The 22,451-nt window shown below is 74.9% G+C and carries 25 protein-coding genes and 1 tRNA gene; 11 read left to right on the top strand and 15 right to left on the bottom strand.

Translation table 11 applies throughout. From position 1 onward, the window contains the following. Positions 1-18: 18 nt before the first annotated feature. The 3 genes from OOT42_RS07560 (at position 19) to OOT42_RS07550 (ending at position 3,817) form a co-directional block, all read left to right on the top strand. Positions 19-1,095, top strand: a complete 1,077-nt coding sequence (locus tag OOT42_RS07560; protein WP_273654260.1) for a DNA polymerase IV — start codon at positions 19-21, stop codon at positions 1,093-1,095. Between the two features lie 91 nt (positions 1,096-1,186). After that, positions 1,187-2,719 carry a histidine kinase N-terminal 7TM domain-containing diguanylate cyclase gene (locus OOT42_RS07555; RefSeq protein ID WP_273654259.1) on the top strand — a complete coding sequence of 511 codons (1,533 nt, stop codon included), beginning with the start codon at positions 1,187-1,189 and terminating at the stop codon, positions 2,717-2,719. A gap of 120 nt (positions 2,720-2,839) precedes the next feature. After that, positions 2,840-3,817, top strand: a complete 978-nt coding sequence (locus OOT42_RS07550; RefSeq protein WP_273652808.1) for an IS481 family transposase — start codon at positions 2,840-2,842, stop codon at positions 3,815-3,817. Here the strand turns inward: OOT42_RS07550 and OOT42_RS07545 are convergent. The 4 genes from OOT42_RS07545 to OOT42_RS07530 are packed head-to-tail and all read right to left on the bottom strand — an operon-like array spanning position 3,814 to position 5,698. Next, positions 3,814-4,272 (bottom strand): PTS sugar transporter subunit IIA, encoded by a 459-nt coding sequence (locus tag OOT42_RS07545; RefSeq protein ID WP_273654258.1) that lies wholly within the window; start codon positions 4,270-4,272, stop codon positions 3,814-3,816. The genes OOT42_RS07550 and OOT42_RS07545 overlap by 4 nt on opposite strands. Beyond that, positions 4,272-4,502, bottom strand: a complete 231-nt coding sequence (locus OOT42_RS07540) for a glucose PTS transporter subunit EIIB (RefSeq protein ID WP_273654257.1) — start codon at positions 4,500-4,502, stop codon at positions 4,272-4,274. The genes OOT42_RS07545 and OOT42_RS07540 overlap by 1 nt, the downstream gene beginning before the upstream one ends. Positions 4,503-4,544: 42 nt before the next feature. Continuing rightward, positions 4,545-4,790, bottom strand: a complete 246-nt coding sequence (locus OOT42_RS07535; protein ID WP_168679346.1) for a glucose PTS transporter subunit EIIB — start codon at positions 4,788-4,790, stop codon at positions 4,545-4,547. Then, positions 4,787-5,698 carry a GntR family transcriptional regulator gene (locus OOT42_RS07530; protein ID WP_273654256.1) on the bottom strand — a complete coding sequence of 304 codons (912 nt, stop codon included), beginning with the start codon at positions 5,696-5,698 and terminating at the stop codon, positions 4,787-4,789. Before OOT42_RS07530 ends, OOT42_RS07535 begins: the two co-directional genes overlap by 4 nt. A 211-nt stretch (positions 5,699-5,909) precedes the next feature. Between OOT42_RS07530 and OOT42_RS07525 the strand changes: the two genes are divergently transcribed. Both OOT42_RS07525 and ptsP read left to right on the top strand, forming a co-directional pair. Next, on the top strand, positions 5,910-7,250 hold the full coding sequence (locus tag OOT42_RS07525; protein WP_273654255.1) for a PTS transporter subunit EIIC: 1,341 nt from the start codon (positions 5,910-5,912) through the stop codon (positions 7,248-7,250). After that, entirely contained in the window at positions 7,247-8,929 is a 1,683-nt protein-coding gene (gene ptsP / locus OOT42_RS07520) for a phosphoenolpyruvate--protein phosphotransferase (protein ID WP_273654254.1), read from the top strand. Before OOT42_RS07525 ends, ptsP begins: the two co-directional genes overlap by 4 nt. A gap of 54 nt (positions 8,930-8,983) precedes the next feature. On the opposite strand, the gene OOT42_RS07515 is transcribed toward ptsP, so the two are convergent. Next, entirely contained in the window at positions 8,984-9,253 is a 270-nt protein-coding gene (locus OOT42_RS07515) for an HPr family phosphocarrier protein (protein ID WP_273654253.1), read from the bottom strand. Positions 9,254-9,328: 75 nt separating this feature from the next. Then, positions 9,329-10,027: an NUDIX domain-containing protein gene (locus tag OOT42_RS07510; RefSeq protein ID WP_273654252.1), complete on the bottom strand. Its 699-nt coding sequence runs from the start codon at positions 10,025-10,027 to the stop codon at positions 9,329-9,331. Positions 10,028-10,092: 65 nt separating this feature from the next. Between OOT42_RS07510 and OOT42_RS07505 the strand changes: the two genes are divergently transcribed. The 6 genes from OOT42_RS07505 (at position 10,093) to OOT42_RS07480 (ending at position 16,630) form a co-directional block, all read left to right on the top strand. After that, positions 10,093-10,848: a DeoR/GlpR family DNA-binding transcription regulator gene (locus OOT42_RS07505; protein WP_273654251.1), complete on the top strand. Its 756-nt coding sequence runs from the start codon at positions 10,093-10,095 to the stop codon at positions 10,846-10,848. An 80-nt stretch (positions 10,849-10,928) separates the two neighbouring features. Beyond that, a complete protein-coding gene (locus OOT42_RS07500; RefSeq protein ID WP_273654250.1) occupies positions 10,929-12,413 on the top strand; it encodes a glycoside hydrolase family 43 protein in 1,485 nt (494 codons plus the stop codon). A gap of 321 nt (positions 12,414-12,734) precedes the next feature. Then, positions 12,735-13,511: a histidine phosphatase family protein gene (locus tag OOT42_RS07495; protein ID WP_273654249.1), complete on the top strand. Its 777-nt coding sequence runs from the start codon at positions 12,735-12,737 to the stop codon at positions 13,509-13,511. Then, complete coding sequence (locus OOT42_RS07490; RefSeq protein ID WP_273654248.1) at positions 13,495-14,364, top strand: NAD(P)H-hydrate dehydratase; 870 nt, start codon at positions 13,495-13,497, stop codon at positions 14,362-14,364. The genes OOT42_RS07495 and OOT42_RS07490 overlap by 17 nt, the downstream gene beginning before the upstream one ends. A 136-nt stretch (positions 14,365-14,500) precedes the next feature. Beyond that, entirely contained in the window at positions 14,501-15,253 is a 753-nt protein-coding gene (locus OOT42_RS07485; protein ID WP_273654247.1) for a phosphatase PAP2 family protein, read from the top strand. 195 nt (positions 15,254-15,448) lie between these two features. After that, positions 15,449-16,630, top strand: a complete 1,182-nt coding sequence (locus OOT42_RS07480) for an IS481 family transposase (protein WP_273653218.1) — start codon at positions 15,449-15,451, stop codon at positions 16,628-16,630. Positions 16,631-16,678: 48 nt separating this feature from the next. Here OOT42_RS07480 and OOT42_RS07475 read toward each other — a convergent pair. The 9 genes from OOT42_RS07475 to OOT42_RS07435 form a co-directional block, all read right to left on the bottom strand. Further along, positions 16,679-16,751, bottom strand: a tRNA-Ala gene (locus tag OOT42_RS07475). A 75-nt stretch (positions 16,752-16,826) separates the two neighbouring features. Beyond that, complete coding sequence (locus tag OOT42_RS07470) at positions 16,827-17,522, bottom strand: histidine phosphatase family protein (RefSeq protein WP_273654246.1); 696 nt, start codon at positions 17,520-17,522, stop codon at positions 16,827-16,829. Next, positions 17,519-17,902, bottom strand: coding sequence for a ribosome silencing factor (gene rsfS / locus OOT42_RS07465; RefSeq protein WP_273654245.1), 384 nt, complete (start codon positions 17,900-17,902; stop codon positions 17,519-17,521). Before rsfS ends, OOT42_RS07470 begins: the two co-directional genes overlap by 4 nt. Before the next feature lie 21 nt (positions 17,903-17,923). Next, complete coding sequence (locus OOT42_RS07460; protein ID WP_273654244.1) at positions 17,924-19,213, bottom strand: hypothetical protein; 1,290 nt, start codon at positions 19,211-19,213, stop codon at positions 17,924-17,926. Beyond that, positions 19,210-19,809 carry a nicotinate-nucleotide adenylyltransferase gene (gene nadD, locus OOT42_RS07455; RefSeq protein WP_273654243.1) on the bottom strand — a complete coding sequence of 200 codons (600 nt, stop codon included), beginning with the start codon at positions 19,807-19,809 and terminating at the stop codon, positions 19,210-19,212. Before nadD ends, OOT42_RS07460 begins: the two co-directional genes overlap by 4 nt. Before the next feature lie 23 nt (positions 19,810-19,832). Then, positions 19,833-19,988 (bottom strand): hypothetical protein, encoded by a 156-nt coding sequence (locus tag OOT42_RS07450; protein ID WP_273654242.1) that lies wholly within the window; start codon positions 19,986-19,988, stop codon positions 19,833-19,835. A 58-nt stretch (positions 19,989-20,046) separates the two neighbouring features. Continuing rightward, positions 20,047-21,354, bottom strand: a complete 1,308-nt coding sequence (locus tag OOT42_RS07445) for a glutamate-5-semialdehyde dehydrogenase (protein ID WP_273654241.1) — start codon at positions 21,352-21,354, stop codon at positions 20,047-20,049. A gap of 4 nt (positions 21,355-21,358) precedes the next feature. Continuing rightward, positions 21,359-21,967, bottom strand: coding sequence for a GNAT family N-acetyltransferase (locus tag OOT42_RS07440; RefSeq protein WP_273654240.1), 609 nt, complete (start codon positions 21,965-21,967; stop codon positions 21,359-21,361). Continuing rightward, positions 21,964-22,380 (bottom strand): rhodanese-like domain-containing protein, encoded by a 417-nt coding sequence (locus OOT42_RS07435; RefSeq protein ID WP_273654239.1) that lies wholly within the window; start codon positions 22,378-22,380, stop codon positions 21,964-21,966. The genes OOT42_RS07440 and OOT42_RS07435 overlap by 4 nt, the downstream gene beginning before the upstream one ends. Between the last annotated feature and the right edge of the window lie 71 nt (positions 22,381-22,451).

Genomic DNA, 22,451 nt, shown 5'->3' with positions numbered 1-22,451 from the left:
CGGGCACACTCAGGGGGCATGGGCACGGATGCCGCCTGGGTGCTGCACGTCGACCTCGACCAGTTCGTCGCGGCGGTCGAGGTGCTGCGGCGCCCGGAGCTCGCGGGTCGGCAGGTCGTCGTCGGCGGGCGCGGCGACCCCACCGAGCGGGGCGTGGTCTCGACCGCGTCGTACGAGGCGCGCGAGCACGGCGTGCGGTCCGGGATGCCGCTGCGGATCGCGGCGCGCAAGCTGCCCGACGGCGTGTTCCTCCCCGTCGACGCACCCGAGTACGAGGCGGTGTCCGAGCGCGTCATGGCGACGCTCCGGTCGCTCGACGTCGTCGTCGAGGTGCTCGGCTGGGACGAGGCGTTCCTCGGGGCCCGGACGGACGACCCCGAGGCGCTGGCCCGCCGCGCGCAGGAGGCGGTGTTCCGCGAGACGCGGCTGCACTGCTCGGTGGGCATCGGCGACAACAAGGTCCGCGCGAAGATCGCGACCGAGCACGGCAAGCCGGCGGGCGTCTTCCGGCTGACCGCGGAGAACTGGTTCGACGTCATGGGCGACCGCCCGACGATCGACCTGTGGGGCGTGGGCACGAAGGTGTCCAAGCGGCTCGCCGCGCTGGGCGTCACGACCGTGCGCGAGCTCGCGGACTCGTCCGTCGACGCGCTCGTCGCCGAGTTCGGGCCGCGCATGGGCGTCTGGTACCACGACCTCGGGCACGGCCTCGGCCCGGCGACCGTCGACGACACCCCGTGGGTGCCGCGCGGCCACAGCCGGGAGACGACGTTCCAGCAGAACCTCACGACGCCCGAGCAGGCGCGCGAGGCGGTGCTGGCGCTCGCGCGCGAGGTCGTCCAGGACACCGCGCAGGACGGGCGACCCGTCGTGCGCGTCGCGCTCAAGGTGCGCTACGCGCCGTTCGTCACGACGACCATGAGTCGCAAGCTCCCCGCCCCCACGACGGACGGTGCCGCGGTCGTCGAGGCTGCCGCGACCCTGGCCGAGAAGATCGAGGACCGCGAGATCCGGCTGCTCGGCGTCCGCGCGGAGATGGCCGCGCCCGGCGACGCCGACCCCGTCGAGCGCACGCCCGTCCGCGGCCGGATCTGACACCCGCACGGGCGACGGCCGGTCGGGTGGCGCGCCGCCCGTGCCCTCACGACCGGCCTCGTCCCGCCGACGGGACGGGACGGAGGTGTCCGTGCCCACCCTCGTCGAGACCGTCTCGCTGCTCGCCGCCGTCGTGGCGACCGCGACGGGGATCCTCGTCGCGCGCCGGCGCCGGTCCTCCCCGCTCGCCCTCCCTCTCGCGATCATGATGTTCGGCGCCTCGCTGTGGGCCTCGGCCCGCGCGCTGCTGCACGTCGCCGAGGATTCCGTGCCCGCGACCGTCGCGCTGCACTACCTCGTGTTCCCGGGCGCGGCCGCGGTCGCCGGGGCGACCTTCTGGTACCTCGCGGTGCTGTCCGGCCGGCGGCTGTCGGGGCGTGCCCGGGCGCTGCTGCTCGTCCACCCCGCGCTCCTCGTCGTGGCGCTCGTGCTCGACCCGGTGCACGAGTGGTTCCTGCGCGTGCACGCCGACGGCACGACGGTCACGGTCGGTGCGGGCCCGCTCTACTGGGTGCACACCGCCTACTGCTACGCGCTGGTCGCGGCGGGCATCGTCCTGGGCCTCGGCGCCATGGTGCGCGCGGTGCCCGGGCACCGGCGGGTGTTCGGTGTGGCCGTGCTCGCCGCCACGATCCCCACGCTCGGCAACGTCCTCACGACGCTCGTCGCGGCGCGGTCGGAGAACCTGCACCTCACGCCCGCCTTCCTGCTGGTGAGCGCGGCGATCTGGTGGTGGGTCGAACGGTTCGGCGGGCACAGCACGGTGGTGCCGGTGACTACCCGGCAGGTGCTCGAGGTGATCGACGACGCCGTCCTCGTGCTCGACCCGCGCGGCCGCGTGATCGACGCGAACCCGGCGGCCCGCTCGCTCGTCGGCGTCCCGGGCGGTGGGGGCCTCGACGCCGCCGCCGACGCCCCGTGGCGGTCCTACCTCGACGGCGACCCCGCGCGGCGCGACCGGGGCACGCTGACGACGGCGAGCGGGACGGTGCTCGACGTGCGCGTGACGCCGATGACGGACGCGGCGGGCCGCGCGGCGGGCACGGTGGTGGTGCTGCGCGACGTCACCGAGCTGGAACGCCTGCGGGCGGAGCTCGTCGACCAGGCGACGCGCGACGGTCTCACCGGCCTGCTCAACCGGCGGGCGCTCGGGCAACGGCTCGCGGACGCCGTCGACGAGGCGGGCCGGACGGGCCGTCCGCTCAGCATGGTGCTCGTCGACGTCGACCACTTCAAGGCGGTCAACGACTCGCACGGGCACGCCGTCGGGGACGCGGTGCTCGTCGCGGTCGGCCACGAGCTGGCCGTGGCCACCGGGCCCGGGGAGACGGCCGCCCGGCTCGGCGGCGAGGAGTTCGTCCTGCTCCTGCCCGGCGCCACGGCCCGCGAGGCGGCGCTCCGGGCCGACGACGTGCGCACCCGGTGCGCAGGGCTCCGTGTGCCGACGGATCGCGAGCCCGTCCGGGTGACGCTGAGCGCGGGCGTCGCGACGCTGACGCCCGGGGCGACGGCCGACGACATGCTCCGCGCCGCCGACGACGCGATGTACGTCGCGAAGGACGCGGGCCGCGACCAGGTCGTCGGTGCGAGCGACCCGTCGGTCTCGTCGACCCGGTCGCCGTGACGGCGGCGGGCGGTCGAGGAGCCGCTAGGTGTACTGACCAAGACCGTTGTTGACGTAGCGAGAGACCTCCGGGTCGAGTTGGAGCTGTCTAGGAACCGACTCGGACCACGGAGGTCTCTCGTGTCTCACGCTAATGCCCGGCTGACACCTGCCGGCAGGTTCGTGATGGTCCAGCGCATCGCGGCTGGCCGCCCGGTCGCCCACGTCGCCGCCGAGATGGGCGTCTCGCGCACGACCGCGTGGCGGTGGTGGCGCCGATTTCGGATCGAGGGCCGCGCAGGCCTGGTGGACCGGCCGAGCTGCGCACGCACCCATCCGCGTCGCACGCCCGCATGCGTGGAGACCCGGGTGCGGATCGCTCGGATGCTCTCGCGGCGAGGGCCGGTCTGGATCGGCTATCACCTGGGTCTTCCCGCCTCCACGGTCGGGCGCGTCCTGGCCCGTCACGGCGCACCCCTGCTGCGCGAGTGCGACCCCCTGACCGGCCTGCCGATTCGTGCCTCGCGGCGCTCACCGCACCGCTACGAGCACGCCTATCCCGGCTCGCTGGTCCACATCGACGTCAAGAAGCTCGGGCGCATCCCGGACGGCGGCGGGCATCGGGCACTGGGCCGAGCCGACGGTCGACGAGACCGCCGCCGCGGGGTCGGCTACGACTACATCCACACCGCGATCGACGACCACTCCCGGCTGGCCTACGCCGAGATCCACAACGACGAGAAAGGCACGACCTGCGCAGGGTTCCTGACCCGTGCAGCGGCGTTCTACGCCTCTCACGGCATCACGGTCGAGCGCGTGATCAGCGACAACGCCAGGAACTACCGAATCTCCCGGGACTTCCTCGAGACGGCCGAGCAACTCGGCATCCGCCTGAAGCTGATCCGGCCCTACTGCCCGTGGACCAACGGCAAGGTCGAGCGACTCAACCGCACCCTCGCCGCCGAGTGGGCATACTCACGCGTCTTCACCACCAATGCCGAACGCGCCGCCGTCTTGCCCGACTGGCTCGACCGCTACAACCTGGACCGACCCCACCTCGGCATCGGCGGCCTACGACCCATCGACCGCGTCAACAACGCTGCGGGTCAGTACAGCTAGGCCCACGCGAGGAACGCGTCCCCCGCCGACACGGTGTCGCCCGGCTGGACGTGCCGGGACATCGCGTCCGGGCGCGCGTCGAGCGCGACCACGGGGCACACGGGCGACCGCCCGCCGGCCTCGACGGCGGCCGGGTCCCACGTCACGAGGACCTGCCCCGCGACGACCGCGTCGCCCTCCGCGGCGAGGAGGGTGAACCCCTCGCCGCCGAGCTGCACGGTGTTGATGCCGAGGTGCACGAGCACGCCCCGGCCGTCGGCGGTCTCGATCACGAACGCGTGCGCGTGCAGCTTCGCGACGGTCCCGTCGACGGGCGCGACGACCTCGGCGGGCGCGTCGAGCGCGGGGTCGATGGCGAGGCCGGGACCGACGAGCTCGCCCGCGAACACCGGGTCGTCGACGTCCGTCATCGCGACGACGCGTCCGGCGACGGGCGCGAGGATCGGCAGGGCCATCAGCGCAGGTCCTCGATGTCCGACGCGAGGGTGTCCGCCTCGGGGCCGACGACGACCTGCACGGCGACGCCCGAGCGGACGACGGCGATCGCCCCGGCGGCCTTGAGCGCGGCGTCGTCGACGCGCGACGGGTCCTCGACCTCGACGCGGAGCCGCGTCACGCACGGCTCCAGGTCGAGGACGTTCGCGTCGCCGCCGAGCGCCGCGAGGATCTGCTCTGCCTTGCTCATCGTGGTGCTCCTTCGTCGCTGGCCGGTCGGGGACCGGCGCTGTCACATCAGGTCGTCGAGGTCCGTGGCGATCGTGTCGGCGTTCGGGCCGACGACGACCTGCACGACACGGCCCGAGATCATCACACCGAACGCGCCCGCGGCGCGCAGGGCGGCCGCGTCGACGCGGGCGGTGTCCCGGACCAGCGAGCGCAGCCGCGTCGTGCAGGGCTCGATCTCGTCGATGTTCTCGACGCCGCCGAGCGCGGCGAGGATCGCCGCGGCCTGCTCCATGCCTTCCGGTCTCATGGCCGTTCTCCTCGTGCTGCCGCGGCGGCAGGGGCGTGCCGCGTCGTCGTGGGGGGCGTCGCCGGGTCGGCGGCGGGGGTCGGGACGTCGGTGCGCGTGCCGTCATCGCCGCCGGGCGACCGCCGGCGTGGCACGAGCGACGGTCGCGGCGCACGCAGCGGCACCCACACGCTGTACCGGTCGGCGCGGTAGCAGGAGCGGGAGTACATCGTCGCGCCCTGCGCGCTGTAGGTCCGGCGCGCCGCCCGGAGCACCGCGCGGCGGTCGCCGAGGCCGAGCAGCGACGCCTCGGTGTCGGTCGCGTCGTCGGCGGAGAGGGTGTCCTCGCCCCACTCCGGCGCGAGCCCGCGGGCGCGCAGCGCGTCGTACATGCTGGGCGGCGCCCCGCCGTCGAGCAGGTCGGGCGCGAGCGCGGCGGGGACCCAGACCTGCTCGATGCTCATGGGGTCGCCGTCGGCGCTGCGCACGCGGTACAGGTAGTGCACCTTGGCGCGCGGCTCGAGCTCGAGGGCGGCCGCGACGTCGGGGGTCGCGGCGACGGTCTGCGCCGCGAGGACGGCCGTCGTCGGCTCCATGCCGCGCCGGCGCATCTCCTCGCCGAACGTCGTCAGGCGCATCTCGAAGTCCATGCGCTGCGGGGCGACGAACGTGCCACGGCCCTGCTCGCGGACCAGGACGCCCTCGGTGACGAGCGCGTCGACGGCTTGCCGGACGGTCATGCGGGACAGCCCGAACTGCTGGCTCAGGTGCCGCTCGGACGGGATCGCGTCGCCGACCCGGAGCCCTTGCGCGACGAGCCCGACGAGGTGGTCGCGGACGGCGAGGTACTTGTGCGCGACGGGGGTGTCGTCGGCGTCGTCGCCGCGCGCCGGGTCGTCGTCAGCCCGCTGGTCCGCGTCCAGGTCCACTCCTCAGAACGGCATGGCAGGCCAGCCTCCCCCGGCTCCGGGGCGGCTTCCGCGGCGTCGCGGTGTGACCCTTGACACATGATGAGGTCTAGACCACTCTGTGCGCAACTGGTCCAGACCAGGGCACAGCGCGGCGCTCCAGACGCTCCGTCCGCCGCTGGTCCCTCCCCCTCGGCCCCGCACGTCATCGACCCTCAACGAGGAGTGCTCCATGACCACCGCCGTCGTCGATCCTGTCGACACCCCGCGCAAGGGGATCCCCGGCCTCGCGCAGCTCCAGCGCATCGGCCGCTCCCTCATGCTCCCCATCGCGTCGCTGCCCGCGGCGGCGCTCCTGCTGCGGCTCGGCCAGCCCGACATGCTCGGCGCCGACGGGCTCGGCGCGCACGCCGAGTGGCTGATCCCGGTCGCCGCCGTCCTCGCCGCGGCCGGCGACGCGCTGTTCGCCAACCTGCCGCTGCTGTTCGCGCTCGGCGTCGCCGTCGGCTACGCGCGCAAGTCCGACGGCTCGACGGGGCTCGCGGCGCTCATCGGCTACCTGGTGTTCAAGGGCGTCACGACCGCGCTCTCGCCGTACGTCCTGGGCGAGGCCGCCGAGGGCGAGAAGCAGGAGCTCATCAACTACGGCGTGCTCGGCGGCATCGTCATCGGCCTCGTCGCCGCGCTGCTCTACCAGAAGTACTACCGGATCAAGCTCCCGCCCTACCTCGCGTTCTTCGGCGGCCGCCGCTTCGTCCCGATCGTCACGGCCGGCGCCGCCATCCTCATCGCCGTCGTCGCCGCGCTCATCTACCCGGCGTTCGACGCGGGCTTCACCGCGGTCGGCGAGTGGGTCACGGGTTCGACGATCCTCGGCGCCTTCGTGTACGGCACCGCGAACCGCCTGCTCGTGCCGATCGGCCTGCACCACCTGCTCAACTCGCTGCCGTGGTTCCAGTTCGGCGAGTACACCGACGCCAACGGCGACGTCTGGACCGGCGACATCGCGCGCTTCCTGCACGGCGACCCGACCGCCGGCACGTTCATGACCGGCTTCTTCCCGATCATGATGTTCGCCCTGCCCGCGGCCGCCCTCGCGATCGTGCACACGTCGAAGGCGAAGAACCGCAAGGTCATCGCGGGCATCATGGGCTCGGCCGCGCTCGTCTCGTTCGTCACCGGCGTGACCGAGCCGCTCGAGTTCGCGTTCGTCTACGTCGCGTACCCGCTGTACGCGATCCACGCGGTCCTCACCGGCACGTCGCTCGCGCTCACCAACGCGCTCGGGATCCGCGACGGGTTCGGGTTCTCCGCGGGCGCGATCGACTACGTGCTCAACTTCCGCATCGCCGAGCAGCCGCTGCTGCTCATCGTCGTCGGGCTCGGGTACGCCGTCGTCTACTACCTCCTGTTCCGGTGGGTCATCACGCGGTGGAACCTGCGCACCCCCGGCCGGGAGGACGACGACGTGGCCCCCGTCGACCCGACGGCCGACGTCGTCGACGCGCCGGCCCCGCGCCTCGACAAGCCGGCCCCGGCGGCCGACGCGGCGGCGACCGACCCCGCGCGATGACCAGCACCGCTCTCGTCCTGCGCGGCGTCGGGGTCAGCCCCGGGCGCCGCGCAGGCGTCGTCGCCCGCATGCCCGACCCGCTGCCGGCACCGTCGACCGAGCCGCTCCCCCCGGGCACCGACCTGGCCGCGGCCGCCGACCGGGTCGACGCGGCCACGACGGCCGTGCACGACGCGCTGCTCGCCGCCGCCGGGACGGCCGAGGGCGAAGCCGCGCAGGTGCTCGCCGTGACCGCGGAGATGGCGGCCGACCCGACGCTCGTCGACGAGGCGCGACGGCGGGTCCTCGACACGTCCGCGACGCCGCAGCGCGCGGTGTGGGACGCGGCCGCGGGGATCGCCGAGCAGCTCGTCGCGCTCGGCGGGCTGTTCGCCGAGCGCGCACGCGACGTGCAGGACGTCCGGGACCGCGTCGTCGCGACCCTCACCGGCGCACCGGTGCCGGGCGTGCCCGACCGTGAGGCGCCGTTCGTGCTGGTGGCCCGCGACCTGGCGCCCGCCGACGCCGCGCGCCTCTCCCCCGACCGCGTCCTCGCGCTCGTCACGGAGGGCGGGGGCCCGACATCGCACACGGCGATCCTGGCGCGCGCGCTCGGGATCCCCGCGGTGGTCGCCGTCGCCGGTGCGGGCACGCTGCGCGACGGGGACACCGTGCTCGTCGACGGCTCGCTCGGCGTCGTGACCCCTGACCCCGACGACGCGACCGTCGCGCGCGCGGCGCGACCGGTCCGCCGCGCGACCCGCCTGGCAGCGCCGGGCGCGACCGCCGACGGCCTGCCCGTCGCGCTGCTCGCCAACGTCGCGGACCCCGCGGGCGCCGAGGCGGCAGCCGCCGCGGGTGCCGAGGGCGTGGGACTGCTGCGGACCGAGCTCGGGTTCCTCGGCCGGACCGCCGCCCCCGGGGTCGACGAGCAGGTCGCCGCCTACCGGCAGGTGCTCGCCGCCTTCCCCGGGCGGAAGGTCGTCGTGCGGACGCTCGACGCGGGGGCGGACAAGCCGCTGCCCTTCGTCACCGCGCCCGACGAGCCGAACCCCGCGCTGGGCGTCCGCGGCCTGCGCACGTCGTGGGAGCACCCCGGTGTGCTGGACGACCAGCTCGCCGCGATCGCGGCGGCCGCGCGCGAGTGCGACGCCGACGTGTGGGTCATGGCGCCGATGGTCGCGACGGCCGACGAGGCGCGCGAGTTCGTCGAGCGGTGTACCGCGCACGGTCTCGACCAGGCGGGGGTCATGGTCGAGGTCCCGTCCGCCGCGCTGCGGGCGCGCGACCTGCTCGCGCACGCGCGGTTCGCCAGCATCGGCACGAACGACCTCACGCAGTACGCGATGGCCGCCGACCGCGAGCTCGCGCGGCTGGCCCGCCTCTCCACGTCCTGGCAGCCCGCGGTGCTCGACCTCGTCGCCGCGACGTGCGCGGGCGGGCGGCTCCGCGAGCGTCCGGTCGGCGTGTGCGGCGAGGCGGCCGCGGACCCGGCGCTCGCGACGGTGCTCGTCGGCCTGGGCGTCTCGTCCCTGTCCATGACGCCGCGCGCGCTGCCCGAGGTCGGCGCGGTGCTCGCGACCGTGACGGCGGCGCAGTGCCGCGAGCTCGCCGACGTCGCGCGTGCAGCCGACGGCGCCGATGCGGCCCGTGCGGCGGTGCGGGCACGGCTGCCCGTGCTGGACGAGCTCGGGCTGTGACGCGGGCGAGGGCCGGGCGGCGTCGTGCGGGACGCGCCCGGCCCTCGCGCGCGGTCAGCTCACGGCGGCGCGGCCCAGGAAGGACTCGAGCGCATCGAGCGAGGCGGCCGCCTCGGCGTCGTCGGCCTCGGTCGCGAGGGTGACCTCGTCGCCCGCGCACACGCCGAGGGTGATGACGGACAGGATCGAGCGGGCCGGCGCGGGCGCCGAGCCGTTCTTCGCGATGGTCACCGGTGCGGGCTGCCGCGCGGCCTCGGCGACGAAGAGCGCGGCAGGACGGGCGTGCAGGCCCTCCTCGATCGCGACGACGACGGAACGCTGCATGGCCTGCCTCCTGGCGGTCGACGGTGACACCGGCAGGCTACTGGTCTAGACCATGCAGGTCCAGGCCGCGGGGGCTCAGTGCGCGCGGAACGGCCCGTGCAGCGCCGCCCACTGGAGCAGCATGATCGTCTTCGCGTCGGCGACCTCGCCGGTCAGGGTCATCGCGAGCGCGTCCGCGAACGGCAGCTCGACGACCTCGATGTCCTCCCCCTCCGCCGCGACGCCGCCGCCGGCGGCCGTGCGCTGCGCGGGCGTGTACGGCGCGGCCCAGAAGTGCAGCCGCTCGGTGACCGATCCCGGGCTCATCCAGACGTCGAAGACCCGCTCGAGCGCACCCACGTGCACGCCGGTCTCCTCCTGCGCCTCGCGGCGGATCGCCGTCTCGGGGTCGTCGTCGTCGAGCAGGCCGGCCGCGGTCTCGAGGAGCATCCCGTCGGGGTGGCCGTTGACGTAGACGGGGAAGCGGAACTGCCGGGTGAGCAGCACGGTGGCACGGTCGGGGTCGTACAGGAGGACGGTCGCCCCGTTGCCGCGGTCGTACGTCTCGCGCTGCTGACGTGTCCACCGGCCGTCGGCGCCGCGGTAGTCGAACGTCGTCCGGCGCAGCACGTGCCAGGCGGCTGCGAGGAGCTCAACGGCGACCACGCGGACGCGCGGGTTGCCGGTGAGGTCGAGGCCGGCGCGGTCGAGGTCGGTACGGCCACGGTGGTCCGGGATCCGAGTCCCGGGCTGCGCGTGGGGCGTCGTGGACGTGGTCGTGGGAGCGGGGTGCATGCGTGCGACAGTACGTGCAACACTCGGCAGCAACAAGAAAGAACGTGCAGGATCACGGAGGCCGCATGCTCACCGCCCAACGTCGCGACGTCCTGCTCGACCGGCTCCACCGCGACGGTCGCATCGTCGCCAAGGACCTCGCGGCCGAGCTCGGTCTCTCGCCCGACACCGTGCGGCGCGACCTGCGCGACCTCGCACAGGCCGGCCTGTGCCAGCGCGTCTACGGCGGGGCGCTCCCGGCCTCCCCCGCCGTCGGTGACCTCGCGAGCCGCGGAGGCGTCAGCGTCGCGAGCAAGGACCGTGTCGCCGCCGCAGCCGCCCGCCTCGTCACGCCCGGCTGCACCGCGATCCTCGACGGCGGCACCACCGCGCTCGCGGTCGTCCGGGCGCTGCCCCCCGACCTGGACGCCACGATCGTGACGCACAGCCCGGGCGTCGCCGCCTCGCTCGTCGAGCACCCGCGCGTCGAGGTCGTCGTGCTGGGCGGGCGGCTGTTCAAGCACTCCGGCGTCGCGTGCGGTGCCGCGGCCGTCGAGGGGGCCGAGCGCGTCACGGCGGACGTCTTCCTCCTCGGCGTCACGGGCGTGCACCCCACGGCCGGGCTCACCACGGGCGACGCCGACGAGGCCGCGATGAAGCGCGCGCTGGCACGCCGCGCCGCCGACACGTTCGTCCTGGCCAGCGAGGAGAAGATCGGCGCCGCGTCACGGTTCGCGGTCCTGCCGCTCGACGACGTCGCGGGCGTCGTCACGGACGTCGCGCAGGACGACCCGACGCTCGTGGAGCTCCGGCGCGCGGGCGTCGCGCTCGTCCCCGCCTGACGCGCAGCCCGTCGCGCCCGGTGCGATCGTCGACGACACGGCTCGCCGGAGGCCGCGTCCGGTGTGACAGGGTCGGACCCGTGCCGGATGCGACGACGCCCACCGCCCCTGACCTGCCCACCCGGCCCGTCGTGGCCGGGTTCCACCCCGACCCGACGGTGTGCCGGACCGGCGACGGCGACTTCCTGCTCGCGTGCTCGAGCTTCGAGTACGCCCCCGGGGTCCCGCTGTTCCGGTCGCCCGACCTCGTCTCGTGGGAGCTCGTGGGGCACGCGCTCGACCGCCCGTCGCAGCTCGTGCTCGACGGCGTCGCCCCCTCGGGCGGCGTCTACGCCCCGACGCTGCGGCACCACGACGGCCGGTTCTGGCTCGTCACGACCAACGTGTCGGACGGCCCGGGCCACCTCCTCGTGACGGCGACCGAACCCGCGGGCCCGTGGTCGGAACCGGTCCGCATCCGCGACGCCGGCGGTATCGACCCGGACCTCGCCTGGGACGACGACGGCACCTGCTACCTCACGTGGTCGGACGACGGCATCGTGCAGGCCGTCCTGGACCCGTCGACCGGCGACCTCCTCACGGCGCCGCGGCGGCTGTGGAGCGGGACCGGCGGGCGCGACCCCGAGGGCCCGCACCTGTACCGCGTCGGGTCGACGTGGTATCTCCTCGTGTCCGAGGGCGGCACCGGGCACGGGCACGCCGTCTCGGTCGCGCGCGGGCCGTCGCCCGCCGGCCCCTTCGACCCGTCGCCGCACAACCCGCTGCTCACCGCACGCGGTCGCGCGACGGCCGTGCAGCACACCGGCCACGCCGACCTGGTCGAGCGCTCCGACGGCTCGTGGGCCGTGGTCTTCCTCGGCGTCCGGCACGAGGGGGCGTTCCCCGGCTGGCACGTGCGCGGCCGCGAGACGTTCGCGGCGCAGGTCGTCTGGCGGGACGGCTGGCCGGTGCTCGGCGACCCGCTCGAGCCGCCCGCCGAGCCCGACGTGCGGGAGGTGCTCGACGGTGCGCTCCCGCCGACCTGGGTGGGTGCCGGAGCCCTCCCCGGCGACCTGCTGCGCCGCACGGGCGACGCGTGGGTGCTGACCGCGGGCACGGACGGGGCACGGTCCTTCGTCGGTCGCCGGCAGGAGCACGCCGTGACGACGACCCGCGCGCGCGTCGACGCGACCGACGGCGCGGGAGGCCTCGAGGTGCGCCTCGACCCACGGCACGCCGTGTCGCTCGAGGTCGACGACGGGACCGTCCGCGCGGTCGCGCGCATCGGGTCGCTGACGTCGGTGCTCGGCGAGGCGCCCTGGACCCCCGCGACGGTGCTCGACCTGCGGACGGTCCACTCCGACGCCCCCCGGTGGAGCCGCGAGCGCGGACCCGACGTCGTGGTCGCGGCCGTCGACGGGCCGGACGGCCGCGTCGATCTCGGCCGGCTCGACGGCCGCTACCTGTCCACCGAGGTCGCGGGCGGCTTCACGGGGCGTCTCGTGGGCCTGACGTGCCGGCGCGGCTCGCTGGTCGTGCGCGCGGTCGAGCACGTCGGGACGGCCGGGCCGGCGCCATCGTCGTGACCGGGCGCTCCGCCGTCATCGCACGGTGCGGTCGACCGCGGTCACGAGGCGACGGCGGGGCCACGGTCAGGACCGCCGGGGCGCGAGCGCAGGCGGAACCGGCGCGGGCGTTCCACGATGGCCACGCCGACCTCGTGCGCACGCGAGGTCGGCGCGCCCGTGGAGCGCCCCGGCGACCTGCCGGGGCCGCCGGCCGGGGGCGCCGAGGAACATCGCGCTGTTGGGACGAGAGGGAGACGGGACGATGACGGAGCAGACGACCCTCGGGCACGAGCACCCGGCGGTGCCGGCCTCCCCCGCGCCCACCGGGGCCGAGCCCGCGTGAGGGACGACGGCCAGCGCGGGACCGGTGTCGTCGAGCTGATGCTCGTCCGGCACGGCGAGAGCGTCGGGAACGTCGCGGCGGCAGCGGCGGAGCGCGCACGACAGGAGGTCATCGACCTCGACACCCGCGACGCCGACACCCCGCTCTCCGCGCTCGGAGCGGAGCAGGCGGCCGCCCTGGGCGCCTGGCTCGCGGACGCGTCGCGCACCACCGGCCCCGACGTCGTCTGGGTGTCGCCGTACGTGCGCGCCGTGCAGACGGCGACGATCGCGCTCGAGGCCGCCGGGCTCGACCTGCCGCTGCACCGGGACGAGCGTCTGCGCGACCGTGAGCTCGGGATCCTCGACCTGCTCACGAGCACCGGCGTGGACGCGCGGTTCCCGGCCGAGGCCGCGCGCCGTCGACATCTCGGCAAGTTCTTCTACCGGCCGCCGGGCGGCGAGTCGTGGGCGGACCTGACCCTCCGGGTCCGTTCCTTCCTCACCGACCTGGACCGCTGGGAGGCGGACCGGCGCGTCCTCGTGGTCGCGCACGACGCCGTCCTCATGACCGTCCGGTACGTCTGCGAGCGCCTGACCGAGACCGAGGTGCTGGACCTCGGCCGTCGTCACCCCGTCCGGAACGCCGCGGTGACCCGGCTCGCCCGCAGCGCGAGCCGCCGGCCCGGACCACCCCGGTGGGAGCTGACGGCGTTCAACGACGACTCCCACCTCCGCGCGCAGGGCACGCCTGCCACGACCCACCAGGGGGACACCGATGCCCACCCGCGCTGAGACCGTCACGCCGCGACTCCTGCGCGAGTGGCCCCTGCCGGCGCTCGCCGGCTCGAAGTACGGGCGCGGGCAGGTCGTCGTAGTCGGGGGCGCGCGTCAGACGCCGGGCGCCGTGCTCCTCGCGGGGACCGCGGCGCTGCGGGTGGGCGCGGGACGCCTCACGCTCGCGGTCGCACGGTCGGTCGCGGTGCCGCTGGCCGTCGCGCTGCCCGAGGCGGGCGTCGTCGGGCTCCCCGAGACGGAGCAGGGGTCCGTCGAGGGCACCGGGCTCGAGGTCCTCGCCGACGACATGCGCGCCGCCGACGCCGTGCTCGTGGGACCGGGCCTCGACGACGCCGACCGCACGCAGGCCCTGCTCACCACGCTGGTGCCGCTCGTCCGGCGGTCCACGCCGGTGCTGCTCGACGCGTACGCCCTCGGCGTCCTCGCCGACCTCCCGGAGGTCGCGGAGCAGCTGCGGGGCCGACTCGTCCTCACGCCCAACACCACGGAGGCCGCGCGGCTGCTCGGCGTCGCCGACGAGGACCTCGGCGACGCCGCGTCGCAGCGCGTGGCGAAGCGGTACGACGCGGTCGTCACGTGTCAGGGACGCATCGGCGCGCCCGACGGCCGCCGGTGGGAGGTCTCGACCGGGACGCCGGGCCTCGCGACCTCCGGCAGCGGTGACGTGCTCGCCGGTGCGCTCGTCGGGCTGCTCGGCCGCGGCGCCGACCTCGCCCAGGCCGCCTGCTGGGCCACGCACCTGCACGCGACCGCCGACGACCGCCTCGCGGTCCGCGTCGGGCGCACCGGCTACCTCGCCCGTGAGCTCGTCGACGAGCTGCCCGCGCTGCTCACCGACCTGACGCCCTGACCGCGGTCGTCGGGGGAGATCGTCGGCACGCCGGCGCCGGGCTGGGGGCCGTCGTCGGCGAAGGAGGCGTGCACGGCGGCAGCGTCGCACCTCCGGTGCGGTCGTGGGGCCGGCGAGTCCCGGTTAGCGTCGGTCCATGTCGGACGATCCTCCCCTGGCACCGCCGAGAACGTCGTGGTTCGCCGCGCTGCGCGCCCGTCCCGTGCTGTGGGCGCTCCTGCCCGGGATCCTGCTCGTGGTCGCCGGGCTGTGGGTGTTCCTCGCGGTGCTCGACGGCGTCCGGGAGAAGGACGACCTGTGGGACCTCGACCAGCCCGTCCTGGAGTGGCTGGTCGACCGTCGCAGCTCCGGGTGGACCTCCGTCCTCGCCGCGATCACGTTCGTCACCGGGCCCACGGTCCTGCCGATCATCGTGCTGGTGGCCTGCGTGGTGTGGGGCCTGGTGCGCCGAGAGTGGTGGCGACCGCTGCTCCTGGCCGGGGCGATGGTCGCGTCGACGATCATCAGCGTGGCGATCAAGGGCCTGGTCGGGCGCGCACGACCGCCCGCCGAGACGATGTTCGTGCCGGGCGCCGAGACCACGGGATCCTTCCCGTCGGGGCACACCATCGGGACGGCGACGTTCCTCCTCGTCGCGGGCTACCTCGTGTGCAGCCGCAACCCGACCGTCCCCCGCCTCGTCGGCTGGAGCCTGCTCACCGTCGTGGGCACATCGGTGGTGGCGCTGAGCCGCCTCTACCTCGGGTACCACTTCCTCACGGACGTCGTCGCCGCCGTCGCGCTCGCGATCACCGTGCTCGGGGGCGTGCTGATCGTCGACCGGCTGCACACGCTCCACCGCCGGCCCGAGGCACTCCCCGTGCCGTCCCCCGCCGAGAACCCGAGCTGAGGACACCGTCGTCTGCGCAGGACGCACGACCGCCTGACCGTCGGCATCGCAAAGGCCACGCCCGATCCTGTGCTCAGGATCCTGACGTGGCCTCTGACCTGCTCTTTCGGTGGAGCTGAGGGTGTTGTGGTTCACGACATCGTTGATAGGTGAGTCGCGACATCGTTGATACCGGCCGGGCCGCGACGATCGACCATGTCGAAGGCCAAGGTCATCGTGCTGTCCGTCGTCGAGCAGGGCCTGACCAAGGCGGAGGCCGCCCGCCGGTTCGAGGTGTCATGGCAGTGGGTCCACACCCTCGTGCAGCGCTACGAAGCCGACGGCCTGGACGGTCTGGAGCCGCGCTCGAGACGCCCCCGCAGCAACCCGAACGCGACCAGCGAGCACGTGCGCACCCGGATCGTCGAGCTGCGCGAGAAGTTGACCGTCGACGGCCTGGACGCCGGCCCGGTGACCATCGCCTGGCACCTGGCCGCCGAAGGACTGGACCCGCCGGCGCCGTCCACCATCCGCCGCGTCCTGCACGCCGAGCAGCTCATCGTGTCCGAGCCGCGCAAACGCCCCCGCTCCTCGCTGCGCCGCTTCGCCGCCGAACAACCCAACGAGACCTGGCAGTCCGACTTCACCCACTGGCCCCTGGCCGACGGCACCGACACCGAGATCCTGAACTGGCTCGATGACCACTCCCGCTACCTGCTGGCCTGCACCGCCCACCCCCGCGTCACCGGCACACTCGTCGTCGAGACCTTCACGACCTGCATCAACGCCTACGGACCGCCCGCCTCCACGCTGACCGACAACGGCTCGGTCTACACCTCGAGGTTCACCGGCGGACGCAACGCGTTCGAGTACCTGCTGCACGCCCTGGGCATCCAGCAGAAGAACGGCCACCCGAACCACCCGCAGACCCAGGGCAAGATCGAACGCTTCCACCAGACCCTGAAGAACTGGCTCGCACACCAGCCACCAGCCGCCGACCTACCCGCGCTACAAGCCCAGCTCGATGCCTTCCGCGCGCTCTACAACACCGCCCGCCCGCACCGCGCCCTGGACCGAGCCACCCCGCACGACACCTACCACGCCCGCCCCAAGGCTCGACCAGCCGGCACCACCATCGCCGGGCACTACCGGCTGCGCTTCGACCACGTCGGCACGAACGGCAAGATCTCCCTGCGCCGCGCCGGTCGCATGCACCACCTCGGCATCGGCGCCGCCCACCGCGGCACCTCCGTCCTGGTCCTCATCGACGAGACCACAGCCACCGTCATCGCCCGACACACCGGCGAGATCCTGGCCACCTGCACCATCGACCCGACCCGCACCTACTGGCGCAACAACGAACGAGAGGCCGGCCGATGGCCGGGCTCTCCTCTATAAACGATGACGCGGGACATCTATCAACGATGTCCCGCGTCATCACATCGGTGGAGCTGAGGGGACTCGAACCCCTGACCCCCTGCATGCCATGCAGGTGCGCTACCAGCTGCGCCACAGCCCCGTTCCGAACCCACCGCAGCGGGTCCCACACCCTTGCGGGCGCTCGGAGAGTCTAGGACGAACCCCGGTCGATCTCCTAATCGGGGTCGCGGGTCTCGGCGTCGGCGTCGGACTCGCGCCGGTCGGGCCCGGCGTTCCAGTCGGTCGACGCGTCGGTCGGGCCGAGGTTGTAGCCGGTGAGCCGCCAGGCGGGCTCGCCGTCGACCTTCGTCGCGACGAGCTCGGTCCAGTGCGCGTTGAGCATGCCCGCGAACGCGTGCAGCCGGTCGCCCAGGCCGAGCAGGCGCCCGACGGTCGAGCTGATCGCGGAGCCGTGCGACACCACGACGAGCGTGTCGGACGCGCCCAGAGCGGCCGCGTGCTCCGCGACGGCGACGGCGACCCGGTCGGCGACCTCTGCGCGGGTCTCCGCACCCACGCCCGCGGGTTCGCCCCCGGCCCGCCAGACGGCGAACTCCTCGGGCCACGACGCGACGATCTCGTCGCCCGTCAGGCCCTCCCAGATGCCGAAGCCGCGCTCGCGCAGGCGCGGGTCGACGACGAGCTCGAGGCCCGCGGCCCGCGCGAGGAACGCGGCGGTGTCGTGCGCGCGGCTGAGGTCGGAGGTGACGATGCGCGTGGGCTCGTGCCGCGCGATCATCCGCGCGGCGGCCGTGCGTGCCTGCCAGCGGCCGACGTCGTCGAGCGGGATGTCGACCTGGCCCTGCAGGCGTGCGGAGGCGTTGTGGGCGGTGCGCCCGTGCCGCCAGAGCAGCACGCGTCCGGCGCTCACGCCTCCGCGCCGTCGGCGTGGACGTCGGGGGGCAGCTCGATGAGCGGGCAGTCCTTCCAGAGCCGCTCGAGCGCGTAGTAGACGCGGTCCTCGGCGTGCTGGACGTGCACGACGACGTCGCCGAAGTCGATGAGGACCCAGCGGCCCTGCGCCTTGCCCTCGCGCCGGACGGGCTTGCTGCCGAGGTGGAAGAGCGCCTCCTCGACGGCGTCGACGATCGCGCCGACCTGCCGCTCGTTGGTGCCGGACGCGATGAGGAAGACGTCGGTCAGCACGAGCTGCTCGCTGACGTCGAGCGCGATGATCTCCTGCGCCTTGAGGTCGGAGGCGGCGCGGGCCGCCGCCACGGCGAGCTCGACGGCTCGTTCGGTCGCGGGCACGGAACTCCTCGGGTGGTGCGGTCAGGTGGTGAGCGGCGCGCTCGTGCGAGCGGTGTCCGCCGGGGGTGCCGCGGTCGCGCCGGGCTCCTCGCCGCGGGCGTTGTTCAGCAGCAGCACGATGAGGAAGCCGAGCACGAACGCGACGAGCGCGAGCACGATGAGGTGCAGCCACGTGTACGGGTGACGGGGGCGCTCTTCGTCGTCCTCGTCGTCCTCGTCGTCCTCGTCGAGGTCGTCCGCGACGACGGTTCCTCCGGCCGGCGGGCCGGAACGCTTCGCGAACGCGGCACCGGTCGCTGGCCCCGCGGGCGCGTCGGCCGCGCCGCCGGCCGCCGAACCCCACGACGCCGGGACGGCAGGCGCAGGCCCCGCCGACGCGGCTGTGAACGCCTCCGGCGCGGCGGGCGCCGCCCCGGCGGGAGCGGACGCGGACGTGGCGGACGGCCACGCCGGGCTCGCAGACGGCTGGTTCGGCACGTCCGTGCCGGGCCGGGCGTCGGTCCGCGCACCGGACGGGCTCCACGACGTCGCGGACGACGCGGACCACGAGCCCGGGCGGTCGGTCGCCGGGGCGGCGGACCACGACGACGACGCGCTCCGCGGCTCGGGCGGTGTCGCCGACGCCGGGCGGCGCTCGGGCGACGTCGCGGGACGCGCGGTCGTCGGCTCGGGCCGGGCCGGCGAGGGCGGCGGCGCCGCGGACGGCTCGGGTCGGGACGTCGCGGGCCAGCCGGCGGGCTGCTGCGGCCACGCCGACGGCGCAGGGGCGGGTGTCGGCGCCGCTGACGGGTACGTCGACCGCGGGGCGGACCCCGAGCCGTACGTGGGTGCTGCGGGCTGCTGCCCGTACGTCGGCGACGCGGGGGCGGGGCGCTGGCTCGGGGGCGACGAGGGGCGCGGCGCGGCCTGCTGCTGCGGGGGCGCGGCGGGCGACGCGAGCCGCGGGGCGGCCTGCTGCTGCGGGGGCGCGGCCGGCGCGGGGCGCGCGGCGGACGCAGGGCGCGCGGCGGGCTGCTGCGGCGGTGCGGCCGGACGCGACGTGGCGCTCGGCCAGGCCGGTGCGGGTGCGGCGGCGGACGGCTGCGCACCGGCGGACGGCCGCGGCGCGCTCGTCGGGTCGAGGCTCGTGTCGCGGATCGACCGACGGGACCGTGTCGCCTGGTCGTCGGCGGGCTGCGACCAGGACGGCACGCCGGAGCCACCCGTGGCCTGCTCGCGCATGGCACGACGGGACTGGCCCTGGGCGGCCTCCTGCTCGGCGGCGGCGCGCTCGAGCTCGCGGCGGCGCCGTCGCTCTCCCGGTTCACTCATGACTGACCTCGATACAACCTGTGCTTCGCGATGTACTGGACGACCCCGTCGGGGACGAGGTACCAGACCGGCTGACCGGCGCGTGCCCGCGCGCGGACGTCGGTCGAGGAGATCGCCAGGGCGGGGATCTCCTGGATGCTCACCCGGTCGGCGGGGAGGCCGTCGACCGACAACGTGTGACCCGGACGGGTCACCGCCACGAAGTGCGCCATGGCGAACAGCTCCTCGGCATCCTTCCACGTGAGGATCTGCTCGATCGCGTCGGCGCCGGTGATGAAGTAGAGGTCGGCGTCCGGGCGCTGCGTCTTGAGGTCACGCAGCGTGTCGACCGTGTACGTCAGCCCGGGACGCTCGATGTCGACGCGGCTCACGGTGAACCGCGGGTTCGACGCCGTCGCGATGACGGTCATCAGGTAGCGGTGCTCCGCGACGGTGACGTCCTGCTCCTGCTTGAACGTCGGCTGGCCCGTGGGGACGAAGACGACCTCGTCGAGGTCGAACCGGTCCGCGACCTCGCTCGCGGCGACCAGGTGCCCGTGGTGGACGGGGTCGAACGTGCCGCCCATCACACCCAGGCGGGGTCGCCGCTGCGTCATCGGACCGGTGCTCCCCGCCGCGCTCAGTGACGGGTCCCGACGCTCCGGAACGCGAAGGTGAACAGCAGCATGGCGACGAGGCCGACGAACGCCCCGATCCCGAAGACCACGGGCGAGAACGGCAGCTCGTTGGCGTGCTCGGCGGCTTCCTCGGCGGCGGCGATCAGTGCGCTGTGCACGGTGTTCCTCCTGTGGGGTTGTCGGGGAGCGACAAGTGTCGCACGGCGCGCTGTGGCGTCAGGGCCGGACGTGCCCGTCGCCCTGCACGACCCACTTGGTGGTCGTGAGCTCGGCGAGGCCCATCGGGCCGCGCGCGTGCAGCTTCTGGGTGGAGATGCCGATCTCGGCGCCCAGGCCGAGCTGGCCGCCGTCGGTGAACCGCGTCGAGGCGTTGACCATGACGGCCGCGGAGTCGACCTCGGCGACGAACCGCTCGGAGGCCGCGAGGTCGCGCGTGACGATCGCCTCGGTGTGGCCCGAGCTCCACGTGCGGATGTGGTCGAGCGCCTCGTCGAGGTCCTCGACGACGCGGACGGCGAGGTCGAGGGACAGGTACTCGGTCGCCCAGTCCTCGTCGGTCGCCGCGACGACCGCGACCTCCTCGGGCGCGAGCCGCAGCGTCGTCTCGTCCCCGTGGATCGTGACGCCCGCGTCCGCGAGCGCGGCGAGCGCGACCGGCAGGAACTCGTCGGCGACGCCCTCGTGCACGAGCAGCGTCTCCGCGGCGTTGCAGACGCCGACGCGCTGCGTCTTGGCGTTGAGCAGGATCGGGAGCGCGACGGACAGGTCGGCGCTCTCGTCGACGTACACGTGCACGTTGCCGACACCGGTCTCGATCACGGGCACCGTGGACTCGCGCACGACGGTCGCGATGAGGTCCGCTCCCCCCCGCGGCACGAGCACGTCGACGAGCCCGCGGGCGTGCATGAGGGCGACGGCGCCGGGACGGCCCCACGCGTCGATGGACTGCACGAGGTCGCCGGGCAGGCGCTGCGCGACGAGCGCGTCGGACAGCACGCGGACGATGACCTCGTTGCTGTGCGCGGCCGCGGACCCACCGCGCAGGATCACCGCGTTGCCGGACTTGAGCGCGAGCCCAGCGGCGTCGACCGTGACGTTGGGACGCGCCTCGTAGATCATGCCGACGACGCCCATCGGGACGCGCAGCTGGCGCAGTCGGAGGCCGTTCGGCAGCGTCGAGCCGCGCACGACCTCGCCGACCGGGTCGGGCAGGCCGGCGAGCTCGCGCAGCGCGTCGGCGATCGCGGCGACCCGCTCAGGCGTGAGCGCGAGGCGGTCGAGGAGCCCTGGCGAGATGCCGTCGGCGCGGCCCTGGTCGAGGTCGAGCGCGTTCGCGGCGACGATCTCGTCGGTCGCGGCCACCAGCGCGTCGGCGAGCGCGTGCAGCGCGGCGTCCTTGGTGGCGCGGGTCGCGGTCGCGAGCGCACGGGACGCGACCTTGGCGCGCTGCGCCACCTCGCGGACCTGCGCTGCGACGTCCGTCTCGGCGGCGTCGTGCAGGGGTGCCTCGAGCGATGCGGTCATCCCGTCAGGGTAGACCGCGGGCGCCGCCGCCGGTCCGCGCATCCACGACCCGGCCGTCGCCCACCGCACCGCCGTCCGCAGCGGGCACGTCGAGCGCGAACGCGAGCAGCGTGCCGCCGTCGACGACGCGCGTCTCCCGCTCGGGCTGCCGCACGAAGCCGAGCCCTTCGTACAGGCGGTGCGCGCCGGTCATCCGCGGTCCGGAGTTCATGACGACGCGCGACAGCCCGCGCTGGCGTGCAAGTTCGATCACGAACTGCGTGAGCAACGTGCCGATGCCCCGGCCGCGCGCCGACGGGTCCACCGCGAGCAGCCGGAAGTCGAGCTCGCCGTCCTGTCCGAGCGGCGAGATGTGCCCGCCGACGCGGGGCGTCGCGACCGTGCCGAGCAGCGCGCCGGTCGCGACGTCCTGCGCGACCCAGACCTCGTGCTCGGCCGCGCGCGACGCGACGTCGGCGAGCGACGCCCGGTAGGTGTCGCTGATGTCGTAGTCGTGCGCGTAGGCCGCGACGGACAGACGCGCGACGTCGTCGTGCTCGTGCGGCTCGACGAGGCGCACGACGATCCCGCCGTGCCGCGTCCCGTCGACCCGGTCGGTGGCGGGTGCGCTCACGCGGACGGCTCCCCCGCCGCAACCTCGTCGACCGGGAGTCCGGCGTCCTTCCGCGCGGGCGCCCCGCCCTCGACGTGGACGACGTTCGTGAAGCCACGCGCCCGGAGCTCCGCGGCGACCGGCCCGGAACCGCGGACCGACCCGCACACGACGACGATCGGGGTGTCGAGCGACACCACGGGCGCGATGCGCGCCGCCGACGCGAGGTCGAAGTCAGTGTCGACCGCGTACCGGTCGACGACGGTCGCGCCGGGGATCGCGCCGGTGCGCGCGCGGCCGGCGTCGCTGCGCACGTCGACGAGCACGGCGCCCGCGGCGACGCGCTCGGCCGCGTCGGCGGGCGTGACGAGCGGCGCGAGCGCGCCGGCGTCCTCGAGCGAGAGGTCCTCGGCGGGGGCGGTGGATCGGGTCATGAGGGGCTCCTGGGGGTGGCGGTCGGCGGGACGGGTCAGCGGGGTCGAGGCGGGCGGAACGACCCAGCGCG

It is taken from the genome of Cellulomonas fimi (assembly GCF_028583725.1).
GTDB lineage: Bacteria > Actinomycetota > Actinomycetes > Actinomycetales > Cellulomonadaceae > Cellulomonas > Cellulomonas fimi_B.
This window is presented reverse-complemented; position numbering and strand designations above follow the sequence as displayed.

What these genes read in the sequence shown, in the direction of transcription:
- OOT42_RS07560 (WP_273654260.1), top strand. Translation starts at nt 19, where the DNA reads ATGGGCACGGATGCCGCCTGGGTGCTGCACGTCGACCTCGACCAGTTC.
- OOT42_RS07545 (WP_273654258.1), bottom strand. Translation starts at nt 4,272, where the DNA reads ATGGCCCTGCCGATCCTCGCGCCCGTCGCCGGACGCGTCGTCGCGATG.
- OOT42_RS07540 (WP_273654257.1), bottom strand. Translation starts at nt 4,502, where the DNA reads ATGAGCAAGGCAGAGCAGATCCTCGCGGCGCTCGGCGGCGACGCGAAC.
- OOT42_RS07535 (WP_168679346.1), bottom strand. Translation starts at nt 4,790, where the DNA reads ATGAGACCGGAAGGCATGGAGCAGGCCGCGGCGATCCTCGCCGCGCTC.
- OOT42_RS07525 (WP_273654255.1), top strand. Translation starts at nt 5,910, where the DNA reads ATGACCACCGCCGTCGTCGATCCTGTCGACACCCCGCGCAAGGGGATC.
- ptsP (WP_273654254.1), top strand. Translation starts at nt 7,247, where the DNA reads ATGACCAGCACCGCTCTCGTCCTGCGCGGCGTCGGGGTCAGCCCCGGG.
- OOT42_RS07515 (WP_273654253.1), bottom strand. Translation starts at nt 9,253, where the DNA reads ATGCAGCGTTCCGTCGTCGTCGCGATCGAGGAGGGCCTGCACGCCCGT.
- OOT42_RS07510 (WP_273654252.1), bottom strand. Translation starts at nt 10,027, where the DNA reads ATGCACCCCGCTCCCACGACCACGTCCACGACGCCCCACGCGCAGCCC.
- OOT42_RS07505 (WP_273654251.1), top strand. Translation starts at nt 10,093, where the DNA reads ATGCTCACCGCCCAACGTCGCGACGTCCTGCTCGACCGGCTCCACCGC.
- OOT42_RS07490 (WP_273654248.1), top strand. Translation starts at nt 13,495, where the DNA reads ATGCCCACCCGCGCTGAGACCGTCACGCCGCGACTCCTGCGCGAGTGG.
- OOT42_RS07485 (WP_273654247.1), top strand. Translation starts at nt 14,501, where the DNA reads ATGTCGGACGATCCTCCCCTGGCACCGCCGAGAACGTCGTGGTTCGCC.
- OOT42_RS07480 (WP_273653218.1), top strand. Translation starts at nt 15,449, where the DNA reads ATGTCGAAGGCCAAGGTCATCGTGCTGTCCGTCGTCGAGCAGGGCCTG.
- OOT42_RS07460 (WP_273654244.1), bottom strand. Translation starts at nt 19,213, where the DNA reads ATGAGTGAACCGGGAGAGCGACGGCGCCGCCGCGAGCTCGAGCGCGCC.
- nadD (WP_273654243.1), bottom strand. Translation starts at nt 19,809, where the DNA reads ATGACGCAGCGGCGACCCCGCCTGGGTGTGATGGGCGGCACGTTCGAC.
- OOT42_RS07445 (WP_273654241.1), bottom strand. Translation starts at nt 21,354, where the DNA reads ATGACCGCATCGCTCGAGGCACCCCTGCACGACGCCGCCGAGACGGAC.
- OOT42_RS07435 (WP_273654239.1), bottom strand. Translation starts at nt 22,380, where the DNA reads ATGACCCGATCCACCGCCCCCGCCGAGGACCTCTCGCTCGAGGACGCC.